Source organism: Fodinibacter luteus (assembly GCF_039541575.1).
In the GTDB taxonomy this organism is placed as follows: domain Bacteria; phylum Actinomycetota; class Actinomycetes; order Actinomycetales; family Dermatophilaceae; genus Fodinibacter; species Fodinibacter luteus.
In genome coordinates this window covers 61,710-74,805 of record NZ_BAABGM010000011.1, presented here as the reverse complement: position 1 = coordinate 74,805, position 13,096 = coordinate 61,710, and the positions used below count along the sequence as shown (strand labels likewise).

11 protein-coding genes are annotated in these 13,096 nt (G+C 74.8%); 4 read left to right on the top strand and 7 right to left on the bottom strand.

Going from position 1 to position 13,096, the window contains the following annotated elements; all coding sequences use genetic code 11:
- The first annotated feature begins 62 nt into the window (after positions 1-62).
- Complete coding sequence (locus ABD899_RS08490) at positions 63-3,299, top strand: ATP-binding protein (RefSeq protein ID WP_345204610.1); 3,237 nt, start codon at positions 63-65, stop codon at positions 3,297-3,299.
- Positions 3,300-3,303: 4 nt separating this feature from the next.
- Here the strand turns inward: ABD899_RS08490 and ABD899_RS08485 are convergent, their stop codons facing one another.
- A complete protein-coding gene (locus ABD899_RS08485; RefSeq protein ID WP_345204607.1) occupies positions 3,304-4,026 on the bottom strand; it encodes an ANTAR domain-containing protein in 723 nt (240 codons plus the stop codon).
- A gap of 64 nt (positions 4,027-4,090) precedes the next feature.
- Positions 4,091-5,317: a zinc-dependent alcohol dehydrogenase gene (locus ABD899_RS08480; protein WP_345204604.1), complete on the bottom strand. Its 1,227-nt coding sequence runs from the start codon at positions 5,315-5,317 to the stop codon at positions 4,091-4,093.
- A gap of 165 nt (positions 5,318-5,482) precedes the next feature.
- Between ABD899_RS08480 and ABD899_RS08475 the strand changes: the two genes are divergently transcribed.
- Complete coding sequence (locus ABD899_RS08475; protein WP_345204602.1) at positions 5,483-6,427, top strand: DUF808 domain-containing protein; 945 nt, start codon at positions 5,483-5,485, stop codon at positions 6,425-6,427.
- Between the two features lies 1 nt (position 6,428).
- On the opposite strand, the gene ABD899_RS08470 is transcribed toward ABD899_RS08475, so the two are convergent.
- Positions 6,429-7,601 carry a helix-turn-helix transcriptional regulator gene (locus ABD899_RS08470; RefSeq protein ID WP_345204600.1) on the bottom strand — a complete coding sequence of 391 codons (1,173 nt, stop codon included), beginning with the start codon at positions 7,599-7,601 and terminating at the stop codon, positions 6,429-6,431.
- Between the two features lie 137 nt (positions 7,602-7,738).
- Between ABD899_RS08470 and ABD899_RS08465 the strand changes: the two genes are divergently transcribed.
- Positions 7,739-9,583 carry an FAD-binding protein gene (locus ABD899_RS08465; protein ID WP_345204599.1) on the top strand — a complete coding sequence of 615 codons (1,845 nt, stop codon included), beginning with the start codon at positions 7,739-7,741 and terminating at the stop codon, positions 9,581-9,583.
- A gap of 57 nt (positions 9,584-9,640) precedes the next feature.
- On the opposite strand, the gene ABD899_RS08460 is transcribed toward ABD899_RS08465, so the two are convergent.
- Genes ABD899_RS08460 through ABD899_RS08450 form a run of 3 tightly spaced genes read right to left on the bottom strand, consistent with a single transcriptional unit; the run spans position 9,641 to position 10,981 of the window.
- The gene (locus tag ABD899_RS08460; protein WP_345204596.1) at positions 9,641-10,279 is read right to left on the bottom strand and encodes a TVP38/TMEM64 family protein; all 639 of its coding nucleotides are present in this window, start codon (positions 10,277-10,279) and stop codon (positions 9,641-9,643) included.
- A 46-nt stretch (positions 10,280-10,325) separates the two neighbouring features.
- Positions 10,326-10,796, bottom strand: a complete 471-nt coding sequence (locus ABD899_RS08455) for a hypothetical protein (RefSeq protein WP_345204593.1) — start codon at positions 10,794-10,796, stop codon at positions 10,326-10,328.
- Positions 10,793-10,981: a hypothetical protein gene (locus ABD899_RS08450; RefSeq protein ID WP_345204591.1), complete on the bottom strand. Its 189-nt coding sequence runs from the start codon at positions 10,979-10,981 to the stop codon at positions 10,793-10,795. Before ABD899_RS08450 ends, ABD899_RS08455 begins: the two co-directional genes overlap by 4 nt.
- Before the next feature lie 178 nt (positions 10,982-11,159).
- On the opposite strand from ABD899_RS08450, the gene ABD899_RS08445 reads away from it, so the two are divergent.
- Positions 11,160-11,684, top strand: a complete 525-nt coding sequence (locus ABD899_RS08445) for a hypothetical protein (protein ID WP_345204589.1) — start codon at positions 11,160-11,162, stop codon at positions 11,682-11,684.
- Here ABD899_RS08445 and ABD899_RS08440 read toward each other — a convergent pair.
- Positions 11,659-13,059, bottom strand: coding sequence for an MFS transporter (locus tag ABD899_RS08440; RefSeq protein ID WP_345204586.1), 1,401 nt, complete (start codon positions 13,057-13,059; stop codon positions 11,659-11,661). The genes ABD899_RS08445 and ABD899_RS08440 overlap by 26 nt on opposite strands.
- Between the last annotated feature and the right edge of the window lie 37 nt (positions 13,060-13,096).

Genomic DNA, 13,096 nt, shown 5'->3' with positions numbered 1-13,096 from the left:
AGTTCGAAGGTCCGGGAGGTCGGGACCACGGCCGGCCCGGCACGGGGAAGACACGTCGAACGATGGGAACGCACGAACCGCAGGCTGCCGCGCTCGCCGAAGCGGGTACGCGGGTCGGAGCACCGAGCGCTCACGATGACGCGACGGGTGCGCAGCTGCGCACGCTCGTGCCGTGCGCGGCGTTCGCCACCGACCGGCTGGGACCCCCCGAGGCGTGGTCGACGACGCTGCGCACCGCGGCCTCGATCTGCCTGACGTCACGCTTCCCCATCCTGCTGTGGTGGGGGCCCGACCTCCGCCTCGTCTACAACGACGCCTACCGGCCGATGCTCGGCATCAAGCACCCCGACGCGTTCGGCGCCCCGGGCCGCGAGGTGTGGCCCGAGATCTGGGACACCATCGAGCCGATGCTCGAGCAGGTGCGCAGCGGCCGGGGGGCGACGTGGTCGACCGACGAGCTGCTCGTCCTCGACCGAAACGGCTTCCCCGAGGAGTGCTACTTCACCTTCTCGTACAGCCCCGTCGTCGACGATGCCGGGGTCGTCGAAGGCGTGTTCTCGGTCATCAGCGAGACCACCGACCGCGTGCTCGGCGAGCGCCGGCTGCGGACGCTGGCCGACATGGCCCGGCTCGCGGGCAGCGAGAGCCGCACCGACGCCCTCTCCCGGGCCGTGGCGGCCCTCCACGACAACGTCGGGGACCACCCCGTCGCCCTCGTCCTCGACGTGGCACCGCACGCACCGCGCGCCGAGCTGGCGCGCGGTCTCGCCGAGCGTGCGCCGTGCCTGTCCGACCGGACCCGGGCCCGGCTCGCCGACCTCGTGCGCCAGGTGGCGAGCACCGGCCGGCCGCTCACCGTCGCCGCCGAGGCCGACCCTGCGGCTCCCCTCGTCTCGTCCTGGCACCTCTACCCGGTGCCCGAGCCGTCGGAGCAGCGGGCCGAGAACGGCCGCGCCGTCATGGTGCTCGGGGGGTCGGTGCAGCGACCCTGGGACGACGCCCTCGACTCGTACGCTGAGCTGTGCGCCACCCACGTCGCGGGAGCGCTGACCGCGGTGACCCAGCTGCTCGACGAGCGCCGCCGTGCCGCCGCCCTCACCGCGCTCGACGAGGCGAAGAGCGAGTTCTTCATGAACGTCAGCCACGAGCTGCGCACCCCCCTCACGCTCATGACCGCTCCCCTCGAGGACGCCCTCGCGCACGCGTCCACACCGGACCAGCGCCGCCGCCTCGGCCTCGTCGCCCGCCACACCCAGCACCTCACCCGGCTCGTCGACGAGCTGCTCGACCTCGGCCGCATCGAGGCGGGTCGGATGGAGCCCGACCCCGCACCGGTCGACCTGGCGGCCCTGACCCGCACCCTCGCCGAGAGCTTCCGCCCGGCGGTCGAAGGGGCCGGCCTCCAGCTCGTCGTCGCGTGCGGTGACCTCGGGGCCCCCACGCTCGTCGACCCGGAGATGTACGAGCGGGTCGTGGTCAACCTGCTGTCCAATGCGCTGAAGTACACCCCCCGGGGGTCGGTGGAGGTGCAGCTCCACGTCGTCGGCGGCGAGGTCGAGCTCACCGTGCGCGACACGGGGGTCGGCATCGCCGACCGCGACCTCGAGCGCGTCTTCGAGCGCTTCGAGCGGCTGCCCGAGCGGCCGGGCGCGCGGGCCCGCGCCGGTGCCGGCGTCGGGCTCGCGATGGTCCGTCAGCTGAGCCAGCTCATGGGGGGCTCGGTGCGGGTCCGCAGCCGGGTCGGCCGGGGCAGTGCCTTCACGGTGCGGCTTCCGGTCGACGGCGGGGGGGTCACGGCGACCCGGTCCGGCGCGCCCTCGGTGACCCGACGCGGTGCCCACGACGTCCTGCGTGACGTCGAGGCCTGGTTCGGCGACCCCGCCGCCGATGCCGAGGCGGTGCCCGTTCCCGAGCACCGGTGCGGTGAGCGCGCGCACCTCCTCGTCGTCGAGGACCACCCCGACCTGCGGCGGTACCTCGCGGAGGTCCTCGGGGAGGACTACGACGTGGAGGTCGCGGCCGACGGTCCCGAGGCGGTGGAGCTCATGCGCCGCTCCGCCCCCGACCTCGTGGTCGCCGACGTCATGATGCCGGGCATGGACGGCTACGACCTCGTCCGCGGCCTGCGCGCCGACCCCCACCTCTCCGGCATCCCGGTGCTGCTGCTCTCCGCACGCTCGGGAGCCGGTGCGACGAGTGAGGGCCTGCTCGCGGGCGCCGATGACTACCTCACGAAGCCGTTCTCGGTCGTCGAGCTGCGGGCGCGCGTCTCGAGCAACCTCGAGCGGGCCGGCGCCCGGATGCAGGACGCCTCGTGGCGCCGGGCCATGCTCGGGTCCTTCCACGAGGCGCTCCTCCTCACCGACCTCGACGGAGTGCTGCTGGAGGCGAACGACGAGTTCGCGCGACTCCTCGGGTGCACCACGGCATCCCCGGCCGGCTCCGCCGCACCGGGCGCAGGACCCGGCGAGGGGCTCACCGCGCGGGCGCTCGGCGGGGCCTGCGCCCTGCTCGAGGAGGTCGTCCGCCTCGCCCGCGAGGGGGGTGGCACGGCATCCCGGGACGTCGAGGTCGCCACCGTCGACGGGCGGACGGTGTGGGTGTCGCTGCGGGTCAGCGTCGTCGACGGGGGGCGCCTGCGGCCGTCGTTCGCGATCGCGACCGTGCGCGACGTCACGAGCGACCACGAGGCCCGCGTGCGGCGGTCCGCCGCGGCGTGCATCTCGACCGAGCTGAGCGCGGCGGAGGACCTCACCGACGTCGTCGCCACGGCCGTCTCGGGCTTCGGGAGCCTGTTCGCCGGTGAGGTGACGGTGCGGGTGGACGTCGGCCGGGAGCGGCGGCTGTTCACTGCGGCGGGGCCCGCAGCCGGCGCGCCGCAGCCGCTGGAGGCGGGGTTCCCCGACGGCGAGCCGACCGACGAGCCCGTCGCCGGCCTCCGGTTCGTGGACCCGGACGGCTCCGGGGCCCAGGTGACCGTGTGCTTCGACGAGCCCCGGCCGGTCGGCGCCGACGAGCGCGTCGCCGGTGACCTGCTCTTCCGGGCGTTCGTCCTGGCCTGCGAACGCGTCGTGGCCGCGTCGGAGTTCGCCGACCGGGAGCAGCACCTGCGCCTGGCGATCGAGAGCCACGAGGCGATCGGGCAGGCCGTCGGCATCCTCGTCGAGCGCCATCGGTGGACACCCGGCGTGGCGTTCGACCGGCTCAAGAAGGCGTCTCAGGACCAGAACATCAAGCTGCGCGTCGTGGCCGAGCAGGTCGTCCTGAGCGGCACCGACCCGGGACCCGAGAGCCGCTGAGGGGTCAGGTCGACTCGATGTCCTCGTCGGGTGAGCCGCTGAAGGTCAGCTCGTGGTCGACGACCTCGCGGGCCGTCTCGCCGACGCTGTGGTCGTGCGCGTAGGCGTGGGCCCGGATGAGGGCCAGGGCGTCGGCCACCGGCAGCCCGAGCTGTGCGACGACCATGCCGGTGGCCTGGTGCACGAGGGCCCGGTCCGACCACTCGCCGTACCCGGCCCGCTCGAGGGTGGGCGCGTCCGCGAGCAGGGCGGCGGCGAGCACCTGGGCGACGAGCAGCCCGGCCGCGATGTCGAGGTCGGCGTCGCGGCCTCGGCGGTAGAGGGTGAGCACCCCGATCGTGCCCGACCCCTCGCCCATCGGCAGGGCGTGCACGACGACGGGGGCCAGGGCCGACAGCTCCTCGGACTTCAGCAGCGGCCACCGCGGGTCCGGCCCGGCGTCCTCGGGCATGAGGTCGAGGCGGACGTAGGCCCGCGTCCTGAACGCGTCGTGACCCGGACCCTGCCCGAGGACGTCCTGGGTCTCCTCGATGGCGAGGGCGGTGTCGTCCGTGGCGCACAGTGTGACCCGTTCCAGGTGGGTGTAGGCGAGGGTCATCGCCGCGCCGTCGCACTCGAGGATGTCGACGGCCGCTCGGCAGAGCCGGACCGGCAGCGGCACCCCGCGCTCGACGTCCCGGACGACACCCTGGGCGAGCCGCAGGAGGAGGACGTCGACGTCAGCCATACCGCCCACCACCGTCCGAGCGCTCCGCGACCACCACGTGCCGTCCCGCGGCGTCGAACCCACGCTACGCCTGCCCGACGCCACCCGCCGCCTGCTCGGGACGCTGCGTGCCCGGCGTGAGGACGACCTTGACCATGCCGTCCTGCTTGGCCTGGAACGTGGCGTACGCCTCGGGTGCCGCCTCGAGGGGCAGCCGGTGGGTCGCGAAGTCCTCGACCCCGAGCGGGTCGGCGTCGGTGAGCAGGGGCAGGATGTCCGGCACCCACCGCTTGACGTTCGCCTGCCCCATGCGCAGCTGCACCTGTTTGTCGAACAGGGTCAGCATCGGGATCGGGTCCGCCATCCCGCCGTAGACGCCACTGAGCGAGATCGTCCCGCCCCGGCGCACGGCATCCACCGCGGTGTACAGCGCGGCCAGGCGGTCGATGCCGACGGTCGTCATGAGCGGCTTCGCGATGACGTCGGGCAGCAGGGACACGACCTTGTGCGACGCCTTGACGACGGGGGAGCCGTGCGCCTCCATGCCGACGGCGTCGACGACGGCGTCGGCCCCCCGCCCACCGGTGAGGTCGCGCACGGCAGCCGCGACGTCGTCGACCTCGCGCAGGTCGACGGTGCGCACCCCGCGCGACCGGGCCCGGTCGAGCCGGGCGTCGACGAGGTCGACCCCGACGACCTGCCGGACGCCGCGCTCGAGGGCGATGCGGCAGGCCATGTCCCCGATGGGGCCCAGGCCGAGCACGAGCAGGGTCCCCTCGGGCTCCGGGTCGGCGTAGGCGACGGCCTGCCACGCGGTGGGCAGCACGTCGGAGAGGTAGACGAAGCGCTCGTCCGGCGGTCCGTCGGGCACCGGGATGTGCGTGTACTGCGCGTGCGGCACGCGCAGGTACTCCGCCTGCCCGCCGGGCACGGAGCCGTAGAGCTCGGAGTAGCCGAACAGGGCCGCGCCCGTGCCCTGCTCGCGCACCTGCGTCGTCTCGCACTGGCTCTGCAGGCCGTGCTCGCACATCCAGCACGTGCCGCAGCACACCTGGAACGGGATGACGACGCGGTCCCCCGGGGACAGCGCCGTCACGGCCGCGCCCACCTCCTCGACGACGCCCATGGCCTCGTGGCCGAGGACGTCGCCGCGTGCCATGAACGCACCGAGGGGTTCGTAGAGGTGCAGGTCCGACCCGCAGATGTTCGTGCTCGTCACCCGGATGACGGCGTCGCCGGGGTTCTCGATCCGCGGGTCGGGCACCTCCTCGACCCGGACGTCCTTCCTGCCGTGCCACACCACTGCTCGCATCGGTCGCCTCCCTCGGTTGCTCGGTCAGACCCCCCTACCCGCTCGCGGCGGTGGCACACACGGCCCGGGCCGCAACCGGGAAACCCCCGATCGGCGTTACCGTGGGGCCCTGCGTCGGCGGGCCCCTGCCGCCGCCGCCTCGACTCGACCGGAGGAGCACGCCCCGTGGCTGGTGGACTCGTCGCCCTGCTCGACGACATCGCGGCGCTCGCCAAGCTGGCGGCCGCGTCGATCGACGACGTCGGCGCCGCGGCCGGACGGGCCAGCGCCAAGGCCGCGGGCGTCGTCGTCGACGACACGGCCGTCACCCCGCGCTACGTCCAGGGCCTGACCCCGGACCGCGAGCTGCCGATCATCAAGCGGATCGCCCTTGGCTCGCTGCGCAACAAGCTCCTCATCATCCTCCCGGCGGCCCTGCTGCTCAGCCAGTTCCTCCCGTGGCTGCTCACCCCGATCCTCATGGTCGGCGGCACCTACCTCGCCTACGAGGGCGCCGAGAAGATCTGGGAGAAGGTCGCGGGGCACGAGCACGCCGTCGAGGAGGTCGCCGTCGGCGACCCCGACCACGAGAGGACGGTGACGAGCGGCGCGATCCGCACCGACTTCATCCTCTCCGCCGAGATCATGGTCATCGCGCTCAACGAGGTCGCCGACGAGCCGTTCGTCTCGCGCGCCGTCATCCTCGTGCTCGTCGCCATCGGCATCACGGTCCTCGTCTACGGCGTCGTCGGCCTCATCGTCAAGATGGACGACATCGGCCTGCACCTCTCCGGGCGCAGGTCGGGCGCGGCGCGCAGCGTGGGTCGCGGGCTCGTCGCCTTCATGCCGAAGCTGTTGGCCGGGCTCTCGACGGTCGGCGTCGTCGCGATGCTGTGGGTCGGCGGGCACATCCTGCTCGTGGGTGTGGACGACCTGGGGTGGTCCTGGCTCTACGACCTCGTCCACCACGCCGAGGAGGCCGTCGGCGGTGGCGCGCTCGGGTGGGTCGTCAACACGCTCGCGTCCGCGCTCATCGGCCTCGTCGTCGGTGCCCTCGTCGTGCTCGTCGTGACCCAGGTCCGCAAGTGGCGGGCCCCGAAGGACGACATCGCGGCCACCCCCGCCCACTGAGCTACGGGGTGCCGGACGGGGGCCAGGGCCCCTCGGACGGCTCGACCGCGGTGAACCAGCCCGACGGGCCGAGCTCGGACCCCATCCGGGGCACGTACTGGTCGAAGTAGACCCGGGCGATGAGCTCGCGCCGGCTGCGCACGTCGGCCTTGTCGAAGACCGACTTGAGGTGGTCCTGCACGGTGTACGTCGACACGTGCATCGTCGCGGCGATCTCCTTCGTGTCGACCCCCTGGAGCACGAGCTGGGTGACGTCCCGCTCGCGCTGGGTGAGGCCGAAGGCCGCCACGACGAGCGGCACGATCTCCGGCGGGCGGGCCTCCTCGACCGTCACGACGACGTCCCCGCTCGCGCCGGTGGCCCCGAGCAGCGGCGTCGCGTGGAGCACGAGCCACATGCCGCTGCGTGAGCGGACCCGGCTGCGCGGCGGCACGGTGGTCTCGCCCCGCGCGTAGCGTCGTGCGGCGGCGACGAGCGAGGTGATGATGCCGGTCCACCGCGCGTTGTGGGTCGGGCTCTCGAGCTCGGCCAGTCGCTGCTCCGCGCCCATGCTCGTCTGGGTGATCTCGTCGTCGGGCCCCACGATGAGCACGGTCGGGCCGGTCGACGGGGGCGGTGGTGCACCGGTGGCCATCCGGGCGAGCAGCCCGGTCCGCACCCCGGCGGCGAAGACGGCCGACAGCGAGCCGACGAGTTCGAGCTCGTCCGGCGCGAACGGCCTGCCCTCCGGCTCGCGGAACAGCGCGGCCGCGCCCCAGACCTGGGCGCCGTCGCGGAAGATGACCCGCATCTCGTCGCCGTAGCCGAAGTGCGGCTTGACGAAGGCGGCCATCCGGTGCGACCGCTCGGACTCGCCGGCGTAGTACGCGTGCACCCCCGCCGCGGCGATGCCGGCCTGGGACAGCTCGCTGAACGCCGTCGCCTCGACGGTGCCGTACTCGATGAGGCCCCACTCGTGGTCGTGGCTGTCACGACCCTGCAGGTCGCCGTACTTGCGGGTGCCCGTCAGCAGCTCCGTGCTCGGGTCGACGGTGGCGAGGCAGGCCGCGACGTGGGGCACGGCGCGGTACAGGGAGTCGACCGCCTCCTCGAGGAAGGTGTCGATGTCGAGCCCGGCGCGCGCGACGACCTCGACGTCGCGTCGCACGCGCTCGACGGTCAGTGCGCGGCGCATACGGCGAGTGTGACGGAGCGACCCGCCCCGCCGCCATCCCACAACTCTGGGATGCGGTCCGGCCCAGAAGAGCGGACGCGAAGGTCCCCGCGGGGCAGGGATGGTGGCGGGCCGTCGTCCCGGTCGACGCTTCCGGCATGACGACCACCACCACCACCGCCACCACCACCGCCACCGACGGCCCCGCAGCCGCCGAGCGCGACCTGCCGGAGCAGGTCCCCCTGGACCACCGGGGCCGCCTCCTGCACGCCGACGACCCCGCGGCCCAGCTCGCCCTCGCGATCGTCCACCTCGAGGCCGCCCTCGCCCGCGCCGGCCTCGCGCCGGCATCGCTCACCCACGTCACCGTGCGCACGACCGATGTCGATGCCGTGTCCGCGGTGCTCGACACCCTGACCGACCGACTCCACGAGGTCGGGGCGGCGCCGAGCACGGCCGTCGAGGCCGTCGACGAGCTGCCCGTCCCCGGGCAGCTCGTCGCCCTCCGGGCCCGCGCCTCACGCACCACCACCACACCACGCACGGAGCTGCCGTGCACCCCCGAGAACGCGAAGGACACGACCATGACCGTCGAGACCACCCTCGACCCCACCCGGACCCCTCGACCCGCGCAGGCCCTGCGCGGCCTGTGCGGCGGAGCGGTCCACCTCCCCGGCGACCCCGGGTACGACGCCGCCCGGATGCCGTGGAACGTCGCCGTCGAGCAGCGACCGGCCGCCGTGGCCGTGCCCCGGGACGCCGCGGACGTCCGCGAGCTCGTGCGGGCTGCCGCCGCCGCCGGCCTCCGGCTGGCCCCGCAGGGCACCGGCCACGGAGCCGGCCCGCTCGGCGACGCCTCGCTCGACGACGTCGTGCTCGTCCGCACGTCGGGGATGTCCGCCGTGACGGTCGACCCCGTCGCCGGGACCGCCCGCGCCGAGGGCGGCGCCCTCTGGCAGGACGTCGTCGAGGCCGCCGCCCCGCACGGCCTCGCGGCCCTCCACGGCTCGGCGCCCGACGTCGCGGTCGTCGGCTACTCCCTGGGCGGCGGCCTCGGCTGGTACGCCCGCAAGCTCGGGCTCGCGACGAACAGCATCACCGCCGTCGAGCTCGTCACGGCGGACGGCTCGCTCGTGCGCGCCGACGCCCACCACCACCGCACCCTGTTCTGGGCGCTGCGTGGCGGGGGCGGCAGCTTCGGGATCGTGACGGCCGTGGAGTTCCGGCTCTACCCGATCCCCGACGTCTACGCCGGGATGCTGCTCTGGGACCGTGAGCGGGCCGGCGAGGTGGTGCGCACCTGGGCGGCGTGGTCGGCCACCGCGCCCGACGAGGTCACGACGTCGCTGCGGGTCATGAGCTTCCCGCCGCTGCCCGAGCTCCCGGACGTCCTGCGGGGCCGACAGGTCGTCGTCGTCGACGGGGCGGTGCTCTGCGACGACACGGCGGCCGAGCCCCTGCTCGCGCCGTTGCGCGCGCTGGAGCCGGAGGTGGACACCTTCGCCCGGGTGCCCTCGGCCTCACTGACGAGGCTGCACATGGACCCCGAGGGCCCCACGCCGTCGGTGGCCGGTGCCACGATGCTCGAGGGCCTGCCGGAGGAGGCGGTGGCGGCCTTCCTCGCCGAGGTCGGCCCCGGGTCGACGTCGTCGCTGCTCTCGGCCGAGCTCCGGCAGCTGGGTGGCGCGCTCGCGCGCCGCCACCCCGGGGCGGGCGCCCTGCCCCGCGTGCGTGGGGCGTATGCCGGGTTCTTCGTCGCCGTCGCCGCCACCCCGCAGATGGCGGCGCAGGGTCGCGCGGACGCACGCCGACTCGTGGAGGCACTCGAGCCGTGGTCGAACGGACGGGCGCTGCTGAACTTCACCGAGGAGCGCACCGACACCAGCACGGCCTTCGGCACCGGCGCCTGGGCCCGGCTGCGGGCCGTGCGGGCGCTCGTCGACCCCGGCGGGCTGTTCGTCGCCAACCACCCCGTGGGTGGAAAGCGGCCGGAAGCTCGCTGAGCACGTCGTCGAGAGGAGAGGACCCGCCGCTGCAGGGCGCCCCGCGCGGCGGGTTCTCTACCCTCGACGGGCGCCCCGCCACCCCAGGAGGAGCGAGCCGACGAAGAGCAGCACGGCGAACACCCCCGCGACGACGAAGGTCGTCGCGTCGCGGCCCGCGGACGCCCCGAGCGCGGCGTAGCCGACCGTGCCCGGGACGATCCCGATGGCCGTGCCGAGCACGAAGTCCCGGAAGGTGACGGCACTGACCCCCGCCCCGTAGTTGACGACGGTGAACGGGAGCACCGGGGTGACCCGCGCGACGACCACTGCGAGCAGCCCCTGCCGGCGCAGGATGCCGTCGACGCGGTCGATCCGCGGGCCGGTCATCGACGCCACGGCCTCGCGCCCGAGGCGTCGGGCGAGGGCGAAGCCCACGACGGCGCTGACCATCGAGGCCACCCAGGACAGGGCGATGCCGCCCGCGAGGCCGAACAGCACACCGGCGACCCCCGCGAGGAGGTTCTTCGACACGGGAACGAGGGTGAGCAGCACGTGCAGCACGACGTAGACGAGGGGAGCCCACACCCCGGCGGACCCGACGGTCGCCTGCACCGTGTCGAGGTCACCGCCGATGAGCAGCCAGACGAGGGCACTGGCGATGAGCAGGCTCAGGACGAGGCCGAGCACGCGCAGCCTGGCCGCCCGGGTGCTCATCACCGGGTCAGCCTAGGTCCACCAATCCCCTCCGTGACCCGGGCCGTCAGCGGCCGGCCGGCCCGCAGGCGGGCGCCCCGAGCAGCCGCTGTCCCAGGCCCATCGCGGCGAGGAGCAGGGCCGGTGCACCGCTCAGCGGCGAGCCGGTGGCCGCGCCGAGGGCCGGGCCGGCGAGCACGACGAAGACGACGGCCGCCGCGGCGCACGGGCTCGCGCCGGGGCGCTCGCCGGGGCGGTCGTCGGTGCGCGCGAGGGGCACGTAGGTGGCGAGGGCGAGCGCCGACAGCAGGGCGACCGCCGAGAGGACGACCCACCACCCGGGGGTGAGTGGCAGCGACGGGGGCAGCGACGTCCGGGCCGCCCAGAGCACGAGGGGGAAGAGCCCGGCGGCCGCGACGAGCCGGCGGCGGTGCAGGAGCACGTCGGCCCAGCGCGCCCGCCGGGGGCGCAGCGGCCGCAGGGCCGCGACGTCCGGCACCTGCCAGGCGTCGCGGCCCTGCGTGACGGGCGGGGTCACCAGCCGAAGGCGCTCTGCGAGGACTGCTGCGCGGTGGCGTCGTCGTGGCACGAGCAGCGGGCCTCGACGGGCACGCGGGCCAGGACCATGTCGGCGTGCATGCCGCAGCCGGCCCAGGTCGTCTTGCCGCAGGAGTGACAGGTGGCGGGGCTGCACATGGGGTACCTCACGTGGGTCGGGGACATCGTGACCGGACGAGCGTACTGAATACCCCAGGGGGTATGCAACCCGACGCCCGGGTGCCGGGGCGGACGTGCCCACCGGAACTCGCCACGGCATCCGTGTATCAGGGCGGCGAGTGGTCGCTCCTCACGAGTAGACGCCGCGCCGTCCCCGGGGCGCGGCCCTGCCCGAGGACCGACCATGCCCCTGATCCGGATCGACACCTGCGAGCTCACCTACCCATGGTTCTGGCTGCCCGGCCACCTCCCGCACTTCGTCGACGGCTCGGTGCCCGGCGGCGTGCCCGTGCGGCTCGAGCCCGGCGAGTACACCTTCCAGCAGTCCCGGCAGCACCCGTGCGACGTGCACTTCCGCGTGACGCCGGCCGGTGAGGTCGACTTCGACGCCGACCAGGACGCCGTGCTCCGGGGCCGGGGGACGCACACCCTGCGCGTCGTCGGCGTGCCGGTCCTGCTCCGCCCGACGGGACGTCCGGTGCCGTTGCTGCCGATGTGGGGCGGGTGCCACGAGCCGATCGACACCGGCGCGCGCACCGTGCGGATGCCGCCCGGTCCGGCCTACGAGATCCGCCTCCTCGGCGCGCGCCGCACCGTCGTCGAGTTCAGCGTCGGCCGGGACGGCGTCGTCGACTACCCCGAGCACCACGAGGGTGCACTGTCGGGGCGCGGCACGGGCACCCTCACCGTGGACGTCGGGGCGGCGTGAGCCGCCGGGCGCGCGCCGCGACCGCGCCCATGAGCAGGACGAGCCCGGTGACGAGGGCGAAGCCGAGCCCCGGCACGAGGGGGATGGCGATGCCGATCGCCCCGCCGAGCACCCAGAAGCCCTGGAGGATCGTCTCGGACCACGAGAAGACCCGGGCCCGTACGTCGTCGGCGATGTCGCGCTGGATGAGGGCGTCGAGACACAGCTTCGCGAGCTGCCCGAACAGCCCGGTCGCGAGGCCGAGCAGGACGAGGGCCGGGACCGAGTAGAGCACCGACGTGGCGAGGGCCGCGAGCACGGCGACGGCGGCGATGGCGGTCGCGATGCGCTCGGGGTCGGGGGCGCTGCGGCGGTTGCCGATGACCGACCCGAGGGCGTTGCCCACCCCTGCGGCCCCGGCGACGAGCGCGAGGACGAGCGGCCCGGACCACCCCGGGATGGGGTGCTCGCGCATGAGGAAGGCGAGGAAGAGGGTGAGGAACCCGGAGAGCAGCCGGGCGCCGGTCGTGAGCCACAGCGTGTAGCGCACCGACGGTGGCAGCGTGCGCAGCCGCCGCACGCCGCCCTCGGGCGTCGGCAGCGGCGCCACGGCCACCGGGATGCCGTCGAGGTCGACCTCGCCGGCGGTGGAGTCGACCCGCTCCGGGAGGCGGATGGCGAGCACCGTCGCCGCGACGTAGACGGCGAACGCCAACCGCAGCGACCAGTCGGGCCCGACCTGCGACAGCGCACCGGCGAGACCCCCGCCGAGCGCCATCCCGACGAGCCCGGCGATGGTGAGCCGCGAGTTCGCGGTGACGAGGGAGATCCCGGCGGGGAGGAGGCGCGGCACGGCGGCGGCGCGCGCGACGGCGTACGACCGGCTCGCGACGAGGCACCCGAGCGCCGCGGGGAAGAGCCACGGGCTGTCCTCGACGACGGCGGAGGCGAGCACCCAGGCGAGGAACGCCCGGGTCGCGAGCGTCGTGCCGAGTGCCCACCGGCGCCCGTGCCGGAACCGGTCGAGGAGCGGGCCGATGAGCGGGGCCAGGAGCACGAACGGCGCCATCGTGAGCACGAGGAACAGGGCGACGCGACTACGGGCCTCGTCGGTGGGCAGGGCGAAGACGGTGCCGGCCAGCGAGATCGTGAGCGCGGCGTCACCGGCGACGTTGACCGCGTGCAGCTCGGTCAGCCTCGCGAGCCCGGTGTCGGCGGCTCCGTCGGCGTCGGCGAAGGTCCGGAACCGGCGACCGGCCGCCGCCCCGCCGCGGCCCACGAGGCGGATGCCGTCGCGGCCGCGGCGCCCGACGCCCCGGCCGACGCGGCTGACCCGGCGGCCTGCGTCGGCCACCCGGCGCCGGGCCGTCGGTGGGGTGCGCTCGTCCTGGCTCATGACGCGTCGATCCTCTCCCGAAGCACCGACGCCGGAC